At 67.3% G+C, this 19,478-nt stretch carries 17 protein-coding genes; 12 read left to right on the top strand and 5 right to left on the bottom strand.

The genetic code is table 11. From position 1 onward, the window contains the following. Positions 1-68: 68 nt before the first annotated feature. From folP to ACFFDA_RS14740, 4 genes are all read left to right on the top strand, one after another. Positions 69-1,181 carry a dihydropteroate synthase gene (folP, locus tag ACFFDA_RS14755; RefSeq protein WP_404481283.1) on the top strand — a complete coding sequence of 371 codons (1,113 nt, stop codon included), beginning with the start codon at positions 69-71 and terminating at the stop codon, positions 1,179-1,181. 187 nt (positions 1,182-1,368) lie between these two features. Beyond that, positions 1,369-1,725 (top strand): hypothetical protein, encoded by a 357-nt coding sequence (locus ACFFDA_RS14750; RefSeq protein ID WP_404481281.1) that lies wholly within the window; start codon positions 1,369-1,371, stop codon positions 1,723-1,725. Positions 1,726-1,878: 153 nt separating this feature from the next. After that, positions 1,879-3,822, top strand: a complete 1,944-nt coding sequence (gene uvrC / locus ACFFDA_RS14745) for an excinuclease ABC subunit UvrC (protein WP_404481279.1) — start codon at positions 1,879-1,881, stop codon at positions 3,820-3,822. Positions 3,823-4,013: 191 nt separating this feature from the next. Further along, positions 4,014-4,628, top strand: a complete 615-nt coding sequence (locus ACFFDA_RS14740) for a hypothetical protein (protein WP_404481277.1) — start codon at positions 4,014-4,016, stop codon at positions 4,626-4,628. A 13-nt stretch (positions 4,629-4,641) separates the two neighbouring features. Here ACFFDA_RS14740 and ACFFDA_RS14735 read toward each other — a convergent pair whose 3' ends face one another. The 3 genes from ACFFDA_RS14735 to ACFFDA_RS14725 form a co-directional block, all read right to left on the bottom strand. Then, positions 4,642-5,433, bottom strand: a complete 792-nt coding sequence (locus ACFFDA_RS14735; protein ID WP_404481276.1) for a hypothetical protein — start codon at positions 5,431-5,433, stop codon at positions 4,642-4,644. Positions 5,434-5,521: 88 nt separating this feature from the next. Then, positions 5,522-6,166 carry a hypothetical protein gene (locus tag ACFFDA_RS14730; protein WP_404481274.1) on the bottom strand — a complete coding sequence of 215 codons (645 nt, stop codon included), beginning with the start codon at positions 6,164-6,166 and terminating at the stop codon, positions 5,522-5,524. A gap of 74 nt (positions 6,167-6,240) precedes the next feature. Continuing rightward, complete coding sequence (locus ACFFDA_RS14725) at positions 6,241-7,098, bottom strand: neutral zinc metallopeptidase (protein ID WP_404481272.1); 858 nt, start codon at positions 7,096-7,098, stop codon at positions 6,241-6,243. A gap of 284 nt (positions 7,099-7,382) precedes the next feature. Here ACFFDA_RS14725 and ACFFDA_RS14720 point away from each other — a divergent pair, with 284 nt between their 5' ends. The 4 genes from ACFFDA_RS14720 (at position 7,383) to ACFFDA_RS14705 (ending at position 12,308) form a co-directional block, all read left to right on the top strand. Beyond that, entirely contained in the window at positions 7,383-8,879 is a 1,497-nt protein-coding gene (locus tag ACFFDA_RS14720) for a M28 family peptidase (RefSeq protein WP_404481270.1), read from the top strand. A gap of 181 nt (positions 8,880-9,060) precedes the next feature. Then, positions 9,061-10,518, top strand: coding sequence for an IMP dehydrogenase (guaB, locus tag ACFFDA_RS14715; protein WP_404481268.1), 1,458 nt, complete (start codon positions 9,061-9,063; stop codon positions 10,516-10,518). A 60-nt stretch (positions 10,519-10,578) separates the two neighbouring features. Continuing rightward, positions 10,579-11,751: an RsmB/NOP family class I SAM-dependent RNA methyltransferase gene (locus ACFFDA_RS14710; protein WP_404481266.1), complete on the top strand. Its 1,173-nt coding sequence runs from the start codon at positions 10,579-10,581 to the stop codon at positions 11,749-11,751. Between the two features lie 14 nt (positions 11,752-11,765). Further along, entirely contained in the window at positions 11,766-12,308 is a 543-nt protein-coding gene (locus ACFFDA_RS14705) for a tetratricopeptide repeat protein (RefSeq protein WP_404481264.1), read from the top strand. 35 nt (positions 12,309-12,343) lie between these two features. On the opposite strand, the gene ACFFDA_RS14700 is transcribed toward ACFFDA_RS14705, so the two are convergent. Then, the gene (locus ACFFDA_RS14700; protein ID WP_404481262.1) at positions 12,344-12,826 is read right to left on the bottom strand and encodes an RNA pyrophosphohydrolase; all 483 of its coding nucleotides are present in this window, start codon (positions 12,824-12,826) and stop codon (positions 12,344-12,346) included. Positions 12,827-13,083: 257 nt separating this feature from the next. On the opposite strand from ACFFDA_RS14700, the gene ACFFDA_RS14695 reads away from it, so the two are divergent. From ACFFDA_RS14695 to ACFFDA_RS14685, 3 genes are all read left to right on the top strand, one after another. Next, positions 13,084-15,045 carry a 2-oxoacid:acceptor oxidoreductase subunit alpha gene (locus ACFFDA_RS14695; protein WP_404481260.1) on the top strand — a complete coding sequence of 654 codons (1,962 nt, stop codon included), beginning with the start codon at positions 13,084-13,086 and terminating at the stop codon, positions 15,043-15,045. A gap of 18 nt (positions 15,046-15,063) precedes the next feature. Next, positions 15,064-16,077: a 2-oxoacid:ferredoxin oxidoreductase subunit beta gene (locus ACFFDA_RS14690; protein ID WP_404481258.1), complete on the top strand. Its 1,014-nt coding sequence runs from the start codon at positions 15,064-15,066 to the stop codon at positions 16,075-16,077. A 314-nt stretch (positions 16,078-16,391) separates the two neighbouring features. Next, positions 16,392-17,324 carry a metal-dependent hydrolase gene (locus ACFFDA_RS14685; protein ID WP_404481256.1) on the top strand — a complete coding sequence of 311 codons (933 nt, stop codon included), beginning with the start codon at positions 16,392-16,394 and terminating at the stop codon, positions 17,322-17,324. Here the strand turns inward: ACFFDA_RS14685 and ACFFDA_RS14680 are convergent. Then, entirely contained in the window at positions 17,296-18,027 is a 732-nt protein-coding gene (locus ACFFDA_RS14680) for a phosphatase PAP2 family protein (protein ID WP_404481254.1), read from the bottom strand. The two genes, ACFFDA_RS14685 and ACFFDA_RS14680, sit on opposite strands and share 29 nt — an antisense overlap. A gap of 41 nt (positions 18,028-18,068) precedes the next feature. Between ACFFDA_RS14680 and ACFFDA_RS14675 the strand changes: the two genes are divergently transcribed. Then, on the top strand, positions 18,069-19,448 hold the full coding sequence (locus ACFFDA_RS14675) for a cryptochrome/photolyase family protein (protein WP_404482760.1): 1,380 nt from the start codon (positions 18,069-18,071) through the stop codon (positions 19,446-19,448). Positions 19,449-19,478 lie beyond the last annotated feature (30 nt).

Raw genomic sequence — 19,478 nt, 5'->3', positions numbered from 1 at the left:
CTGCGCCGGGACGACGATCGGTTTCAAGACGGGTTCTGCATCACCGCCATAGACGCTAAGGCCGCGCCATGACCCGCAAGCTCTACATCCGCCCGATCGCCTTCGCCGAAAGCCCGCAGAGCGAGGAAGGCCAAGCCGTTCGCCTCGGCGGCGCGATGGTCTGGGCGAGCCGCTTCGCGCTGATCGTACGCGAGGACGGGCGCGTCGTCTCGCGCGAGCGGGTCGAGGCGGGACACATAGCCTCGGCCCTCGCCGCGCTGCCGGCTGACCTCGCCGCGGCGGGCGAGGCGCAGTGGGCGAACTTGCGCAAGGTCCACGCCCCGATCCACTGCGGTGCGCGCACCATCCGGCTCGACCAACCGCAGGTCATGGGCATCCTCAACATGACGCCCGACAGCTTCTCAGACGGCGGCCAGTTCCTCGACGATGCGCAGGAAGCCTCTGCCCATGCCTCGGCGATGCTGGAGGCGGGGGCGGCGATCATCGACGTTGGCGGCGAATCCACACGTCCCGGCGCCGGTGCGGTCTGGGAAGGCGACGAGATCAAGCGCGTCGTGCCGATGGTCGCGAAACTGGCAGCGATGGGGGCGGCGATCAGTCTCGACACGCGGCGCCCGGCGGTGATGGAAGCGGGGCTCGCGGCGGGCGGGCACGTCATCAACGACGTCTCGGCCCTGCGCTACGACCCGCGCAGTCTCGACCTCGCCGCGGCCACCGGAGCCCCCGTGGTGCTCATGCACGCGCCGGGCAAGGCTGACGACCTGCATTCGCCCGCCGGCTATGAAGACGTCGCCCTCGGGGTGTTCGACTGGCTGGAGGAGCGGCGCGACGCTGCCGTCGCCGCCGGCATCGCGCCGGAGCGCATCGTCCTCGACCCGGGCTTCGGCTTCGGCCTGACGCTGGCGGAAAACCTGGCGCTGTTCAATGCGCTGCCGCTGTTCCACGCGCTGGGCCAGCCGCTGCTGGTGGGCGTCAGCCGCAAGCGCATGATCGGCGCGCTCGCCAACGAGGCGCCCGCGCACCAGCGGTTGGGCGGATCGATCGCACTGGCGGTGAAGGCGATGGAGGCCGGCGCGCACATCCTGCGCGTCCACGACGTTGCCGAGACCGTCCAGGCCGTCCGCGTATGGCGCGGCCTTCGCGATGCGGCGCTGACGGACTTTTCGCAGCTTCCGGCCTGATACAAACCTGCACCGCCGATGAATGCGGCCGGCACGACTGTGTGATCCAGTCATCACAACCCCGTCACGTCGCGCCTGCGGCCCGATTCGTCCTGCGGGCTGGGGCTAATTGCAATTGCGGCCGTTTTCCCTGCGAACCGCCGAGGCAATCCCGCCCGGCCTGGAAAGCGAAAAGGGAATCTCACCCATGAAGCAGACCAAGATCATCACCGCTGCCGTGCTGGCCGCTGCTGCCGTCCCTACCGTCGCCATGGCTGTCGTGCCGGCGATGTACGAGGAGCGCGTCGCCCGCGCCGAAGAGGAGCGTATCGTCCAGTCGCCCATCGGCGGTATCGAGGGCAAGCATTGGTACAACTACCGCGCCAACGTGAACGAGACCCAGAAGGAACTGTCGAGCGACTTGCGCCATGCCAGCGACATCGAGGACCAGCGGGACGCCTGGGAGGAATACGGTACGGAACTGCGCGGTGAACGCGGCAAGTACGTCAAGGCGATGGCGAAGCGCGGCTATCGTGTGCCGACCGTCTACATCGAGGGCCTTTGATCCCACAAGCCGCTGCGGCGGATAACCGAGGCCGGGTCGTGCATGGGCATGGCCCGGCCTTGCTGCGCAGAGGCACGGCGAGGACGGGATAGTCCCCGACAAGTCATCCGGCCCGGACTTCCCCTGCGGCTCCGCATTGCCTATCTGCACGCCATGGCGCGAACACCTGCCGGCACTCCCGACAACCCCCAGGGCAACGAACGATTCAACGAGGATCGGGCGACCACCACCATACGCGGCTCGGACCAGCCCGACCTCCAGGCCGGGGTCGAGGTGATCCGCGACACCGTGCGCACGCTGCCGCCCAAGCCGGGCGTCTACCGCATGCACGACGCGCGCGGCGAAGTCCTCTACGTCGGCAAGGCGCGGGCGCTGAAGAACCGCGTGGCGAACTATACCCAGTGGGAGCGGCTGCCGGGCCGTCTGCAGCGCATGGTCAGCCAGACCCGCTCGATGACGATCGTGACGACCAATTCCGAAGCCGAGGCGCTGCTGCTCGAAGCGCAGCTCATCAAGCGCTTCCGCCCCGCCTACAACGTGCTGCTGCGCGACGACAAGTCGTTCCCGTTCATCCTGCTGCGGTCCGACCACGCGTTCCCGCGCATCATGAAGCATCGCGGCGCGCGCAAGGCCAAGGGCAATTACTATGGCCCCTTCGCCAGCGCCGGATCGGTCAACACCACCGTCAACGCTTTGCAGAAGCTGTTCCTGCTGCGCTCCTGCACCGACAGCTTCTTTGCCCGCCGCGACCGGCCCTGCCTGCTCTACCAGATCAAGCGCTGCTCGGCCCCGTGCGTGGGCCGCATCGACGAGGCCGGCTACGCCGAACTGGTGCAGGAGGCGAAGGACTTCCTTGGCGGCAAGTCCAGCGCAGTCCAGCGCAAGATCGAGGCGCAGATGGCCGAGGCCGCGCAGGATCTCGATTTCGAACGCGCCGCCATGCTGCGCGACCGCCTGCGTGCCGCCACCTTCATCCAGGGCAGCCAGGCGATCAACGCCGAAGGTCTCGACAACGCCGACATCTTTGCGATGGCCACCAAGGGGGGGCAAGTCGGGGTGCAGGCCTTCTTCATCCGCGGCGGCCAGAACTGGGGCCACCGCGCCTTTTTCCCCACCCATACGGAAGGCCTGAGCGAGGAGGAAGTGATGCAGAGCTTCCTTGCCCAGTTCTACGAGGAAGTGCCGCCGGCGCGCTGCATCCTGGTCGACCGGCTGCTGCCCGAGGCGGACCTCATCTGCGAGGCGCTACGCGAAGGCGCGGGCGGCAAGGTCGAGATTTCGGTCCCTCAGCGCGGCGCGCGGCGCAATCTGGTGGCGCAGGCCACGCGCAACGCGGTCGAGGCGCTGGACCGCCGCCTGGCCGAGCGCGGCACGCAAGCCAAGACTTTGCGCGAACTCACCGATTTCCTCGAACTGGCGGACCTGCCAAAGCGCATCGAGGTCTACGACAACAGCCATATCCAGGGCACCAAGGCGGTCGGCGCGATGGTTGTGGCGGGGCCAGAGGGCTTCCTCACCAACCAGTACCGCAAGTTCAACATCAAGACCGCGCAGAGCGACGACGACTTCGCGATGATGCGCGAGGTCATGACCCGTCGCTTCGGCCGCGTGCAGGAGGAGGACCCCGAACGGCAGGGCGGCACCTGGCCGGACCTCGTGCTGATCGATGGCGGCAAGGGCCAGATGAACGCGGTCAAGGATGCGCTGGAGGAACTGGGCATCGAGGACGTGGCGCTGATCGCGATCGCCAAGGGCCCGCACCATGGCCGCGAGGGGCGCGAGGTATTCCACTTCCCCGACGGGCGCGAGAAGATGCTGCCGGTGAACTCGCCGGTGCTATTCTACCTCCAGCGCCTGCGCGACGAGGTCCACCGCTTCGTCATCGGCGCTCACCGCGCCAAGCGCAGCCGCGCGATCAGCGCCAGCCCGCTCGACGAAATCCCCGGCATCGGCCCGGCCCGCAAGCGGGCGTTGCTGCTGCACTTCGGCACCGCCAGCAAGGTCCGCGCGGCAAGCCTGGGCGATCTCCAGCACGCGCCGGGTGTCAGCGCCGCCGTGGCGCAGACGATCTACGACTTCTACCACCCGCGCGGGTAAGGGGCCTGCCCGTGTGGGGGCGGCAAAGGGCAACCGACCTGGCGTACCGTGACGGCCCTGTCCGGCGTGGCGCTAAATTCCGCTATCGTCCGGCCGCGACACGCGGCGAACGGTTGAGAGCTGCGAAACTTGGGCGTCCCGGACGGTGTTGAGTTCTTGTGCGAGGGGGCTTGCCGAACGGGAGAAGCCTAGTGAACGCCCTTAGTCCCTTTGCCCTTGCTATCGGACTTGTCCTGCTCGCCATAATAGTCGCCTTGGTCGTGACGTTTTCTCGCAACCGTCGCAGCGCGGCGCTGCGGGACCGTTACGGCGAGGAGTACGCCCGCACCGTCGAGAAGGCAGGCAATCCGTACGAGGGGGAAGCCCTTCTCCAGGAGCGTGTGAAGCGGGTTGCTGCCTTTCATATCCGCCCGCTGGCACCTGCCCAGCGTCACGCCTTCATCGACGACTGGCTGAGCATCCAGGCGCGCTTCGTGGACGATCCGAGCGGCGCCGTCATTCGCGCCGACGTGCTGCTGAGCGACGTCATGCTGGCGCGCGGATATCCGGTCGCCGAGTTCGAGCAGCGTTACGAGGATCTGTCGGTCGACCACGCCGAAGTCGTCGCCCATTATCGCACCGCGCACGCCATCGCGGGCAGTCATGCGCAGGGTGAAGCCCGGACCGAGGAGCTGCGCCGGGCAATGATCCACTACCGCACCCTGTTCGACGACCTCGTCAACGAGCCGGAGGATTTCAGTGGCGTCATCGAACATCGCGAGGGGCGTATCCACGACTTGTTCAAGGAAACCACGCGTCGGGAGTGAACGAGCGCCGGGTTCAGATCGGGGTGCGCTTCAGCTTTGCGGCCATGATGTGCCAGCCTTGCGATCGGCCCATCCCGCGGTTGATCTGCCGCAGGTCGTAGCTTCCGGTGAAGCGCTGGCGTCGGCCGTCGGCGAGTTCGGCATCGATGGTCACAGGCACCGTCACGTAGATCGATCCCGCGCCCCCCTCGACCTCGGAGACCTTGCCGATCTCGACATGCGTGCGACGGGTATCGCGATAGCCCTTGGTGAACTCGTCGAGATTCTGCTCGGGATTGCCGTCGGGCCCCCAAAGCGTCCAGGCCGAGGCGTAGTCGTGCGCGTTGATGGCGGCGTAGAAGCGCTGTACGAGGTCCGCGGCAGCTTCCCTGCCGATCGGGCTAACCGCGCATTCCGGCGTGGTGTCAGCGTCCGCGTCCAGCAGGGCGCAGCCGCGGGCGATTTCGTTGCGGATCATCGCGCAGGAATTCGCCGCATTGCAGGGCGGGTGCGTGGCGGGCGAGACAGCGCGGCATTGCGCCACCAGCTTTTGCGCAGCGCTTTCGCCAACGTCGGCGGCGCATGAGATCGGCCCGGTCGCCGGCAGGGCTGGCGACTGGAGGGCGGCGGTCGATTGCTCCGGTGCCGGCTCGATCGCGGCGGGTGCGCTCACGGCCGGTTCGCTCACGGCCGGTCCGGTCACTGCCGTCGCCGCGCTGCTCGCCGCGGGGGAGGGCGCCTGTTCTGGCGTTTCGCTCCCGCAAGCCGATGCCAGCATGGAGATGGCGCTCGCGAAGGACAGGGTAAGGCGGCGGCGCGATGTCATCCGGCTATCTTTGCAACGATGGTTTTCCGGCGAGGCGGGAAGGTCGCCGACCGAGCCAAATATCGGGTTGGCTTGGCCGGCGCCGATACTATCGCTTGGGCGCCGGCTGCTTCACGTCGGGCTCTGACTTGAAGGCGAGTTCTTTGTCGTCCTTGTCCCGCTTCTTGCTACCCTTGGCGTCCTTCTTCTTCTCCAGCGCCTTCATTTCTTCGAGGCGGGCCTGGACGACATGAGCGGGCGCGGGCGAGGCGGGGTAGCGGCAGCCCTTCGCCGCGCCGATACCCTTCAGGAAGCCGCGGCGGGTCAGACCGGCCTGGATCGCCGCATTGACTTTGCGGTCCTGTGCGTTTGCGCCCGAGACCTCGCGGATGAGCCCGCGGAAGGGTATGAACGAGGCAACCACCCACTTGCCCACGCGGCCCGCACTGATGCGGTCGCGTTCGGCCTGTGGCAGGTCGATGTCGGGACCGAGCACTTCGTCGAGTTCCTGGATGGCGCCCGCGATCTGCCGGCACTTGCCCAGGCCCGCCAGTGCATAGGGCTCGGCGGTTGCCTTCACGAGGAGCGGCGGGATTTCGCCGTCGCGTCCGACGTTGAGGTCGCTGATCGGCGTCTTGGCGACGTCCATGGCGTTGGGATCGCGATCGGTGATCGCCTTTTCTTCCTGTCCCGCGATCGCGGGGCTAGCCACCATGGCCGCCATCATGGCGGCACTCAGCCAGTATCTGCGCATCCCTGTTCTCCTGTTCGCCCGTCGCGGTGCTCTGCAGCCGGGAAAGGCCAGTGAGCCGCACCGTATCGTTTCAATCAGGTGAACGTATCACAGGCATCCTCGTTCCCGGTTTCCAGCCCGCGCTTGAGCCAGCGCATGCGCTCGGCGCTGGAGCCGTGGGTGAAGCTTTCCGGATTCACCGACTGCCCGGCGTTCTTCATCAGCGTGTCGTCGCCGATCGCGCTGGCGGCGGTGAGGCCTTCCTCCATGTCGCCGGGCTCAATCAGGTCGCGGTGCTTGCCCGCCCAGACCCCGGCGTAGCAGTCCGCCTGAAGCTCCATCCTCACCTGCAGCGCATTGGCCTGCGACGGGTTCTGCTCCTGCTCCTTGCGGACTTTCGCATTGAGGCCCAGCAGGCTCTGCACATGGTGGCCGTACTCATGGGCGATCACGTAGTAGCGCGCGAAGTCGCCCTTGGCGCCGAGCTGCTTGTCGAGCTGGTCGTAGAAGCTGGTGTCGATGTAGATGCCCTGGTCGGGCGGGCAGTAGAACGGCCCCATCGCACTTTCCGCCGCACCGCAGCCGCTGGTGGTGCCGCCGCTGTAGAAGTGCAGCGTGGGCTGGTCGAAGGCGATCCTGGCCTGCTCGAACAAAGGCTGCCAGGTGAGGTTGAGCGAATCGAGCGCATTGCACGATTCCAGCGCATAGGCATTGGCCGAGCACAGTTGCTCCTCGCTCTTCGCGTCGGTCTGCGGCGACGGTGCCGAGGTCTGTTGCTGGACGCCTTGCAGGGTGCCGATCATCTGGCCGGGATCAATCCCGAAGACCAGAGCGCCGATAAGCGCGATCACCAGTGTGCCGCACCCCAGCTTGCCTCCACCCCCGCCGGGAAAGCCGCCGCTGCTACCGCCGGTGACGCGGATGTTGTCGGGATCGAACCTGGTGAGCCGCATCGGTGTCTTGTCCTTCCCTCAGATCGTACCGGCGTAGCCTTGTTGCCGCCTGCGGATCAATCCTCGATCGGCGCGCGAGTTCCGCTGCCTCGCCCTGGTACCGGGCGTGGCCAGTGTTGCGCCGGCGCGTCACGTCGCGAGCGCGGCGGCAAAAAGTGACTGTAATGATGCATCGCGGCGGAGATTTTCCAACCGCCGCCGGATTTGTGTCGTATAGGTGCGGCACGATGAAGGCGGGCTTATTGGGAACAGGGACTTGGACGTGGGGGACGGCTGCGTTCTCTATGCTCCTGGCCGTTTCTGCGGTGGTCGCCTTCGTCGTGGCCGCTCCCGTCGTCGCCGCCAGCGTCAGCCGTGCCGACCGCGAGATCGAGGCGCGCCTGCGCGGCCACATCGCGATCCTCGCCAGCGACGATTTCGACGGTCGCGAGCCCGGCACCGAGGGCGAAGCGAAGACGCTGCGCTACCTTGCGCGCCAGTGGTTCGACATCGGCCTCGTCTCCGGCACCAACGACCCCGGCAACGAATGGTTCGCTCCCGTGACCCTGGTGGCGCGCGCGCCGTCCACGGGTACTGCCCAGTTCCTGCGCCGGGGCTATCGCACCACCATCGCTCCCGGCGACGTCCTGGTCCTGACCTCGGGCAAGCGCAGCCTGGTGCGCAATGCGCCGCTGCTGTTCGTGGGCAAGGCGCGCAGCCAGGACTTCTCGCGCACGGAACTGGCGGGGCGCATCGCGGTGGTGCTCGACGGCGATACGCCCGACAGCGCACGGCAGAACGATCTGCTGGCGCAAGGGGCCTCGGCGGTGCTGACCGTGCTGGACGGCGAACGCAGCCTCGAGCAGGTCGCGGCACGGAGGCAGCGCACCGGCTATGCGCTGTCCGAGGATTCGCTGGGAGGAGACCTCGAAGCCTTCATCGGCCGCGCGACGATGGAGACGCTGCTCAAGGGCACAGCGCATACCCTTGCCTCGCTCGAAGCGGCGGCATCGGGGGACGACTTCGTGCCGGTCATGCTCGACGTCACCGCCACGCTCGAGGCGACCACCAACGAAACCACTATCCGCACCCACAACCTCATCGGCAAGCTGCCCGGCCGCAGTCGGCAGGCAGGCGCGGTGCTCTTCGTCGCCCACTGGGACCATTTCGGAGAGTGCGGCGAAGCTCCGGCCGAAGACCTGATCTGCAACGGCGCGATCGACAACGCCAGCGGCGTCGCCGCGCTGACCGAGATCGCGCGGCGCCTCGCACGCACTCCGCAGATGGACCGCGACGTCTATTTCCTCGCCACCACCGGCGAGGAACTGGGCCTGCTGGGCGCCCATGAGTTCGCGGAAAACCCTCCGCTGCCGCTGGAAAAGATCGTCGCCGCCTTCAACATCGATTCGATCGCGATCGCCCCGCGCAAGACCCCCTTCGCGATCGTCGGACGCGGCATGACCGGGCTCGACAAGGACATCGCCCGTGTCGCCAAGGCCGAAGGCTTCCGTCTGCGGGAAAACGACGAGGCGAACGAATTCGTCAAGCGCCAGGACGGCTGGGCGCTGCTCCAGCACGACATTCCCGCCGTCATGGTCACGACTGCCTATGGCGACATCGACCGCATGCGCGCCTTCTTCGACGGCGACTACCACCGGCCCACCGACGACCTGACCCGTCCGCTGCAACTTGAAGGCGCGGTGGACGACGTAAAGATGCTCACAGCGCTCGGCCGGTGGTTCGGCGATGTGCGCAAGGTGCCGGTCGGCGGCGCAGTGAAGCCGGCGATCCCCCCGAAGTAGGCGTCCTGCCGGAGGGGCAGGGCGGTGCCTTCGTGGTCCTGCCACCGTTTCGGCCTTCACTATGCCCGGACCCCTGCGAACCAGCCACGAAAATTCATGCCGATCAGGCTCTAGCCCTCGCGGCCCCCTTTGATTACATGGGCCGCCACGATTCTCCCCCGTAAAGGCATTGGTGGCGCACATGGATATCCAGCTCGGACTCACTTTCGACGACGTATTGCTGCGTCCCGCCAAGTCCGACATCGTGCCGACCCAGGCCGATACGCGTACCATGCTGACCCGCACGATCGGGCTCAACATCCCGGTGATCTCCTCGGCGATGGACACCGTGACCGAGGCCGACATGGCCATCGTCATGGCGCAGATGGGCGGCATCGGCGTGCTCCACCGCAACCTCACCATCGAGGAACAGGTCGCCGCCGTCCGCCAGGTCAAGCGCTTCGAGAGCGGCATGGTGGTCAATCCCATCACCATCGATCCCAATGCCACGCTGGGCCAGGCGCAGGCGCTGATGCAGGCGAACCGGATCAGCGGCATCCCGGTGGTCGAGGCGTCGGGCAAGCTGGTGGGCATCCTCACCAATCGCGACGTGCGCTTCGCCGACAATCCCAACCAGCCCGTGCGCGAACTGATGACGCACGAGAACCTCGCCACCGTCAACGTCAACGTCGGCAAGGACGAGGCGCGCCGCCTCCTGCACCAGCGCCGGATCGAGAAGCTGCTGGTCGTCGACGAGGGCTTCCACTGCGTCGGTCTCATCACCGTCAAGGACATCGAGAAGGCCGTCACTTACCCCGACGCCACCAAGGACGGCGCCGGCCGCCTGCGCGTCGCCGCCGCCACCACGGTGGGCGACAAGGGCTTCGCGCGAACCGAGGCGCTGCTGGCGGCAGAGTGCGACGTGGTCGTCATCGACACCGCGCATGGCCATAACCGCGACGTCGCGCTGGCGGTCGAGCGGGTGAAGCGCCTGTCGAACTCGGCGCAGGTCATCGCCGGCAACATCGCCACGGCCGAGGCGGCCAAGGCGCTGATCGACGCCGGTGCGGATTGCGTGAAGGTGGGCATCGGCCCGGGCTCGATCTGCACCACGCGCATCGTCGCAGGCGTCGGCGTGCCGCAGCTCACCGCCGTGATGGAAGCCGCCGAGGAAGCCGACAAGGCGGGCGTTCCGGTTATCGCCGACGGTGGTCTGCGCACCTCCGGCGATGCCGCCAAGGCGCTGGCCGCCGGTGCATCCACCATCATGGTCGGCTCGATGCTGGCCGGCACCGAGGAAGCGCCGGGCGAGACGTTCCTGTACCAGGGGCGCGCCTACAAGTCGTATCGCGGCATGGGTTCGGTGGGCGCGATGGGCCGGGGTTCGGCCGACCGCTATTTCCAGGGCGACATCAAGGACCAGATGAAGCTGGTGCCCGAGGGCATCGAGGGCCAGGTCGCCTACAAGGGCCCGGCCAAGGACGTGATCCACCAGCTCGTCGGTGGCATCAAGGCGGCAATGGGCTACACCGGCTCGGCCACCATCGAGGACATGCGCCGCAACTCGAAGTTCATCCGCATCACCAACGCAGGTCTGCGCGAAAGCCACGTCCACGACGTGACGATCACGCGCGAGGCGCCGAACTATCCGACGCGCTGACCCCTCCGTCAGCGCCTGCGTCGCTGCCCCTGCGCCGCGCAGCGGCGTGGTGGAGGGGGCATGACTCCCGCCGCCCGCGTCCAGGCCGCGATCGAGATCCTCGACCTCGTGATCGAGGCGGCCCGCGCCAACGGTGCCCCGGCCGACCGCCTGATCGCCGACTGGTTCCGTAGCCGTCGCTTTGCCGGCAGCGGCGACCGGCGCGCGGTGCGTGAATTCGCCTACCGGGCGATCCGCGCCTGCGGGGAAGTCCCCGCGACCGGCCGCGCCGCGATGCTTCGCGTCGCCGGGCAGGACGAGCACCTCGCCGCCCTGTTCGACGGATCGGCCCACGCGCCCGTGCCGATCGGCCCGGACGAGGCGGAGGCGGCCGGCGGGGTCGCGCCGCAATGGCTGCTCCAGCAACTGGCCAACAGCGACGTCGGGGAGGCCGAAGGCGAGGCGCTGCTTGGGCGCGCGTCGCTCGACATTCGCGTCAATACGCTGCGGTCCGGCGCGCTCGACCTGCCCGAAGGCGGGGAGCGCACGGTCGCGGCCAATGGCTGGCGCTACCCGCCCGAAACCCGCATCGAGCAGGCCAGCGCCTATCGCGAAGGCCGGATCGAAGTGCAGGACACCGGCTCACAGCTCACTTGCGAGGCCGTGGCCGCGCGTCCCGGCGAGACAGTGATCGACTTGTGCGCTGGTGCTGGAGGAAAGACCCTCGCGCTCGCCGCGGCGATGGAGAACACCGGCAGGCTGGTCGCGTCCGACGCCGATCGCGCCCGCCTGTCCCGCCTCGCACCGCGCGCCAAACGCGCCGGGGCAACCATCATCGAGACCCTGCTGCTCGACGCCAACCGCGAACTTGAAGCGCTTGCCGACTTCGTCGACAAGGCGGACGCCGTGCTGGTCGACGCACCATGCTCGGGCACCGGCACATGGCGGCGCAATCCGGAAGCGCGCTGGCGGCTGACCGAAAGGCAACTGGAGCGCTACGTCGCCGTCCAGGGTCGCCTGCTCGACATCGCCGCGCGATTGGTACGGCCGGGCGGCCGGCTTGTGTTCGTCACCTGCTCGCTGCTCGACGTCGAAGGGGCCGAACAGGCGCGGGACTTTCTCGACCGGCATCCCGGCTGGCGCGCGGAAACGCCCGACCTGCCGGCGGGGCGCCCACGCGGACCGGGCCTGAGATTGTCTCCATATCATGACGGTACGGACGGCTTTTTCGTCGCACGCTTCGTTCGGCTGTGATAGCGTCGCGGCCTATGATGAGGACGACGACCTCGGCCAAGGACCTGCTGATGCGCTACACGCCCGTTGCTGTTGCTCTTTCCCTTCTTGCGGTCATTTCATCCAGCGTCACGCATTCCCAGTCGCCCGAAGCGCTCGACCCGCGCGCGGCGGCGCTGGTGGCGGAAGGCCGTTCGGCGCTGGCCGGTGGCAACGTGAACGCGGCGATCGATGCATATGAATCCGCGCTGACGGTCGAGCCGGGCAGCGTCACCGTGCTGCTCTCGCTGGCCGAGGCCACGCGGCGCCAGGGCATGCAGGGCAAGGCTCTGCATTACTACCGCGTCGCCCTGAACACCGATCCGCGCAACCTGGTCGCCATCGCCGGCGAAGGCATGGCGCTGGCGGAAAAGGGCGCCACCGAGAAGGCGAGCCGCAACCTCGCGCGCCTGCAGACGCTTTGCGGCAAGTCCTGCGCCGAGACGCAGAAGCTCGCCGCGGCGATCGCACAGGGACCGTCACCCCGCATGGTCACTGCCGATGCGGTGACTCCCAAGACGGTGGTATCGGAGAACTGATCCGTCGCCCCGGCGTTGATCCGGGACGACGATGCTCAGATCAGCGCGCGGAATTCTTCCAGCACAGCGCGGTAGACGCGCTTCTTGAACGGCACGATGAGGTCGGGCAGCAGTTCCGCATCGACCCACTTCCACTCGGAAAACTCGGCCGGCTTGTGGGCGTTGAGGTCGATCGCGTCGTCGCCGCCGTCGAAGCGGGCCAGGAACCAGTGCTGGCGCTGGCCACGGTACTTGCCCTTCCACAACTTGCCGACCAGTTCTTCCGGCAGGTCGTAGAGCAGTTCATCCTTGGTCTGGCTGAGCAGCTTGACGTTGTCCTGGGTAACGCCGGTTTCCTCCCTCAATTCGCGGTAGGCGGCGGCCTTGAGGTCCTCGCCATCGTCGACGCCGCCTTGGGGCATCTGCCACCAGTCGCCCTCGCGATTGTCGATTCGCTTGCCGACGAAGACCTTGCCGTCGGCATTGACGAGCATGACGCCCACGCAGGGACGGTAGGGCAGGGACGAGAAGTCGTTCATCGAAATGCGAAAATCCAGACTGAAAGGGAGGGGTGCTCTACGCGATTCGGCGGAAAAAGCACCGGAAAGAAAGCCATGCCGGCAGAATGGCCCAAGCCTGCGCCCTTGACTAGCAGGTATTGAAGTCCATGCTCGATGGCGGCGGAAATGAGATGTTTGTTCGCCCAATGGAAAACTAATTTGTCACCGGGAGGCCGGGTCCGCACCTTCGGGCTGTGAACGAAATCCGGCACAGACCGGGCGAAGAGGATGGAACCATGGCGACCGCTGCTGCCAAATCCGAATCCGTCATCGACCAAGGCGCTTCTCAGGTCGGACCCGAGGCGGTCGTCGTCCGCTTCGCCGGCGATTCAGGCGACGGCATGCAACTCACCGGCGGGCAGTTCACGTTGTCGACCGCGCTGGCCGGCAACGATCTCGCCACGTTCCCCGACTTCCCCGCCGAGATCCGCGCGCCGCAAGGCACGCTGTTCGGCGTCTCGGCGTTCCAGATCAACTTCGGGTCGAGCGAGATCACCACCGCCGGCGACGCGCCCGACGTGCTGGTGGCGATGAACCCGGCGGCGCTCAAGACCAACGTTCAGGGGTTAAAGCCCGGCGGCCTGGTGATCGCCGACAGCGGCGAGTTCACTAGGCGCAACCTCGACAAGGCGAAGTACGAGGCAAGTCCGCTAGAGGATGGCAGCCTGGCCCGTTGGGACGTGCTGGCCTTCGACATCTCGGCGCTGACGATGGAGGCGGTGAAGCCCTTCGGCCTCGGCATGAAGGAAGCGCTGCGCTGCAAGAACATGTGGACGCTGGGCCTGGCCCTGTGGATGTTCGATCGCGACCGCCAGCCCCTGGTCGACTGGCTGAGTGCCAAGTTCGCGAAAAATCCGGTGCTGGCGCAGGCCAACATCGCCGCGCTCAATGCCGGCCATGCCTATGGCGAGACGGCGGAACTGGCGGGCCCGCTCAGGAAGCTGCACCTCGATCCGGTGCCGTCCGAACCCGGCCTCTACCGCACGATCACCGGCGCCGAAGCGGTGAGCCTGGGCCTTGTCGCCGGGGCGCAGCTTGCCGGCCTGCCGATGTTCTTCGGCGGGTATCCGATCACCCCGGCCTCGGCGATCCTGCACAATCTGGTCCGGATGAAGGAGTTCGGCGTAACGACCTTCCAGGCCGAGGACGAGATCGCCGCGATCTGCGCCGCGATCGGTGCATCCTATGCCGGACAGCTCGGCGTCACGTCCTCCTCGGGCCCCGGGATCGCGCTCAAGGGCGAGGCGATGGGGCTCGCGATCATGACCGAACTGCCGCTCGTCATCGTCAACTCGCAGCGCGGGGGTCCTTCCACCGGCCTGCCGACCAAGACAGAGCAGTCCGACCTCTACCAGGCGGTCTACGGCCGCAACGGCGATGCACCGCTGCCGGTGATCGCGGCGCGCTCGCCCGCCGATGCGTTCGAATGCGCGATCGAGGCCTGCCGCATCGCCACCCGCTTCATGACCCCGGTGATCCTTTTGACCGACGGCTATATCGGCAATGCCTCCGAGCCGTGGAAAGTGCCCGACCCCGCCACTTTCACGCCGTTCCCGGTCAGCTTCCTGGAGGAGAGCAACAACCCCGGAGGCAAGGTCCTTCCCTACAAGCGCGACGCTGACGGGGTGCGCCCCTGGATCAAGGCGGGGACGCCAGGCCTCATGCACCGGATCGGCGGCATCGAGAAGGCGATCGACACCGGCAACATCGACTATGCCCCGGACGTGCATCAGGTGCAGACGGATGCGCGGCAGGCCAAGATCGAGGGAGTTGCCCATGCCGTGCCGCCGCAGGACGTGGCGCTGGGCGAGGTGGGCGGCAGGCTGGCGGTGGTCGGCTGGGGGTCGACTTACGGGCCGATCCACCAGGCGGTACGCCGCGCGCGCCGCAAGGGGCTGGACGTCAGCCACGTCCACGTTCGCCACCTCTGGCCGCTGCCGGCGAACATGGGCGATCTGCTTGCGGGCTTCGCGCATGTGCTGGTCCCCGAGATGAACACGGGCCAGTTCAAGACCGTGCTGCGCGACCGCTTCCTGATCGACGCCGTGCCGCTGAGCAAGACCAGCGGCCAGCCTTTCGCCATCGCCGAGATCGAGGCGGCCATCGCCCGGTTCTTCGATGGCGTTCCGGGCAACGAGGGCGGCGAGGTCGCGGTCAACGATACCCAGCTTCCCGCCCCCGAAATCGAACGCCCCTGAGCGCCTGGAGCCAAGATCATGAACGACATGAGCCCGATCCAGACCACGCTCAAGGACTGGGAAACCGACCAGGAAGTGCGCTGGTGCCCCGGCTGCGGTGACTATGCGATCCTCAAGGCGGTGCAGCGCACCCTGCCGATGGTCGGAGCCGATCCGAAGAACACCGTGTTCGTTTCGGGCATCGGCTGCTCCAGCCGCTTTCCCTACTATGTCGAGAGCTACGGCTTCCACACCATCCACGGACGCGCCCCTGCCTTCGCCACCGGGATCAAGCTCGCCAATCCGGCCCTCGACGTCTGGCTGGTGACCGGCGACGGTGATGGCTTGTCGATCGGCGGCAACCACACGATGCACGTCCTGCGCCGCAATCTCGACTGCCAGATACTGCTGTTCAACAACGAGATATACGGCCTCACCAAGGGCCAGTATTCGCCGACAAGCCGCGTCGGCACGCCTTCGCCGACTTCGCCGATCGGCTCCGTCGACCGCCCGGCACTGCCTTGCGCCTTCGCGCTGGGGTCGGGCGCGCGGTTCGTGGCGCGGAGCTACGACGTGTCGAAGGATTTGCCCGAAGTGCTGGTCGCCGCCTATCGCCACAAGGGCGCCGCCTTCGTCGAGATTTTCCAGAACTGCATCGTCTATAACAAGGACCGCTTCGACGACTTCACCCAGAAAGCGGTCGCGGCCGACAACCAGGTGGCGTGCCGGGACGGCGAGCCGCTGCTGTTTGCCAAGGGGACGAAAGGCCTGTCGCTCGATCACGATACGCTTTCGCTGAAAGTGGTCGACGTGATCGACGGCGACTGGCAGGCGGCGGGCGTGGCAGTCCACAACCCCCGCAACCGGGGTCTGGCGCACATGCTGGTCGAGATGCCCTTCGGGCCCTTCCCGATGGCGCTCGGCGTGATCTACGACGATCCCGCGCCGACTTTCGAAAGCGCCGTCGTTGCCGAGCGCGCCAGCCTCGTCGCCGGCAAGAGTGCGGACCTGGGCAAGCTGTTGTCCAGGGGCCAGACCTGGACAGTGGCCTGAGCTTGCATCGACGGTTAGGATTGAGCGGCAGCAGGCACAAGGACGCTCCAACCGTCCTATCCTCAAACCGACGCTCCGTCGAAGGCGGGCCCTCGCTTTTTGCTCCACCTCCGCGACGCGAGCGGGATACCCGCCTGTAGGATGCAAAGCTGCCGTCGCCGCCTTCTGTTGCGCAGCAATGGGTGGATCGGGATGGCGCTCGAAGCCGATCGAGCAGTGCCATCCCTGATCCAGCGCGGGCTTACAAATCTCGCCGAGCCTTGCGCAATGGCATTGCCGACCCGATAAGCCGGGCATGCAACTCCCCCCAATCCATGGATAATCTCACCCACAGCCTGGTCGGCTGGGCGCTTGCCGAGGCGGGCCTGAAGCGTCGTACCCGCAAGGGACTTGCCGCCTGCGTTCTGGCGGCCAACATGCCCGACATCGACGTGTTCTTCGGTTGGGCCGCCTGGGCGCCGTTGGCGATGCACCGCGGGTTCACGCATGGGCTGTTGGGCGGCGTCCTGCTGATGCCACCGCTGCTGGCGGGGCTGTTGTGGCTGCTCGACCGCTGGCAGTCCTCGCGCGGGGCGGTGTCCGCCAGCGGGCCGCGCATGCATTTCGGCTGGCTGTTGGCGCTATGCTACCTGGGTGCGTTGACGCATCCTTTGCTCGACCTGCAGAACGTCTATGCGATCCAGCTACTCTCGCCGATGAGCTCTGAGTGGTTCCATACCGACGGGCTGTTCATCGTCTCGCCGTGGTTGCTGGCGATGTTGGGTGCCGGGCTGTGGCTCTCGCGCAGGCGGAGCGCTCCCGCGCCTGCCATCGCGGCGCTCGGCGGGGTGGTGCTCTTCATCGCGCTCAATATCGGAATTTCCGCTATGGCCCGGAACGCGACGGGCGGACATCCGGATCGGATCTTCGCCTCTCCCGAACCGCTGCTGTTCTGGCGCCGCGACATGATCTGGCGAGAGCGAGGGCAGGTCTTCCATGGCCGTTACGATCCGCTGCACGACCCCGGCGCGCTACTTGGGTCCGGGGTGCCGACGCCTGACGAGATGACCGATCAGCTGGTGCGTCATGCCGCCGTCGCGACGCCCGAGGTGGTGAAGTTCCTCGCCTGGTCGCAGATGCCGGTGGCGCGGATCGAGCGGCACGGCTGCACGTCGCGGGTGACGTTCGGGGACGCACGCTTTTCGGGGCCGGCGCTCAGCCGCAATTTCGACACTTCGGTTACTGTGGCCGGCTGTCCTCCCCGCTGATGGCCTCGGCGGCGTCGACCGTGGCTCTGGCCGGACGGTAGAGGAGAGCGCTTGCCAGGAAGGCCCAGCCGCAACCACCCAGCCATCCGGCCAGCACGTCGCTGGGCCAATGGACGCCGAGCCACACCCGGCTTCCGGCGATGGCAAGACTGATCGCGATGGCAGCGCCGATCACCGTGCAGCGCACGGTCTCCCTGCGGCTCAAGGCCGCGAAGGCGAGGGCCATGGCGATGTAGACAACAGCGGCGTTGAAGCTGTGCCCGCTCGGGAAGCTGTTGCCGCCCGCTTCCGTGAGGTGCGGCACGATCTGCGGCCGTGCACGGCCGACGAGGCCCTTCAGCGCGCTGTTCGCCATCCAACCCGAGGCGACCGTGAGGGCGAACAGCACCGCCTCGCGGCGCAGGCGCAGGAACAGCAGCGCGACCACGGCGGCGATCGCGAAGAGGTTGCGCAGAAGCACCCCGCCCAGCGCGGTGACGTCCCGCACCCCCTCCAGCAGTTTGGTCGAACCATCCGGCTGGAGCGTGTCGTCGCGCCAGAACAGCAGGCCTGCCCGGTCAAGCACCTCGGCATGGCCGCTGCGCACGGCCCAGGTGGCCAGCGCCACACCCGACCAGCAGGCCAGCGCCACCAGCAACGCCTTGCGCGGATCGATGCGATAGCCGCGCGAAGGCAGCACGAGGGTTTCGGAAGAGAGCACCATTGCGCTAGGGAACGCCGCATTCGAAAAGGCGTTGCGTGCTCATGAATTCCCCGATCATCGTCTGGCTGCGGCGCGACCTGCGCCTGTCCGACCAGCCTGCCATCCTCGAGGCCGCACGAAAAGGCCCCGTCATCCCGGTCTACGTCTGCGACGACGAGACGCCCAGGCATCGGGCCATGGGCGGCGCCTCGCGCTGGTGGCTGCATCATTCGCTCGCCCGGCTCGACGAAGCGCTACGTGAAAAGGGGTCGCGCCTGATCCTGCGGCGCGGGCGCAGCGACGAGGTACTGGCCAGCATCGCAGAGGAGACCGGCGCCACGGAAGTCCACGCGCTCCACCACTACGAGCCGTGGTGGCGCAATGCCGAGAAGGCGGTGGGCAAGCACCTGAAGCTGTGCCTGCACCATGGCAATTACCTCGCCCCGCCGGGCTCCGTAACCACGGGCGCCGGCGGGCTCTACAAGATCTACACGCCGTTCTGGCGGGCCCTGCGCGAAAGGATGCCCCCCCATCCGCCCGAGCCGCGCCCCCGCGAGATCGCCGCACCCTCGACATGGCCCAGGTCCGACAAACTGGACGACTGGGGCCTGGTCCCCTCGAAGCCCGACTGGGCCGGTGGCCTGCGCGACATGTGGGAGCCCGGCGAAAAGGGGGCCAGGAAGCGCCTCCAGGCCTTCGTCGAGGAAGCCTCCGCCTACGAATCGCAGCGCAACCTGCCGGGAGTGGAGGGCACCTCGATGCTGTCGGCCCATCTCCATTTCGGCGAGATTTCGCCCGCGCAGGTCTGGCATGGGGTGGCGGACGCGGGTGGTTCGGTGGCGACGTTCCTGGGGGAGCTGGGCTGGCGCGACTACGCGCAGAACGTCATCCTGCAGTTCCCCGACTACGGCAGCAGGTACGCCCGCGATCCCTTTGGCGACTTCCCCTGGCGCACCAGCAAGGCCGACCTCGCAGCGTGGCAGCAGGGCCGCACCGGCTATCCCATCGTCGACGCCGGGATGCGCCAGTTGTGGCACACCGGCTGGATGCACAACCGCGTCCGGATGATCGCGGCGAGCTTTCTTGTGAAGCATCTCCTGATCGACTGGCGCGAAGGCGAGCAATGGTTCTGGGACACGCTGGTCGACGCCGACTATGGCAACAATGCCGTCAACTGGCAGTGGACCGCCGGTTCGGGGGTCGATGCCAACATGTTCGTGCGGATCATGGCACCGCTCACACAGTCGGAAAAGTTCGACGCCGCCGCCTATATCCGCGAATGGGTGCCCGAACTGGCCAAGCTTTCCGATGCCGAGATCCACGACCCGTCGCCCCGCGCCCGGCCCAAGGACTATCCCGACAGGCGCATCGACCACCGCGAGGCCCGCGAACGTGCGCTGGCGGCCTGGCAGGTGGCGAAAGCGGCGTCGTCGCAAGCCTGATCGGGGCGAGGGGGTGATCGTTTGTCTTCC

The sequence above is a fragment of the Novosphingobium sp. BL-52-GroH genome (genome assembly GCF_044813085.1).
Taxonomy (GTDB): domain Bacteria; phylum Pseudomonadota; class Alphaproteobacteria; order Sphingomonadales; family Sphingomonadaceae; genus Novosphingobium.
This window is presented reverse-complemented; position numbering and strand designations above follow the sequence as displayed.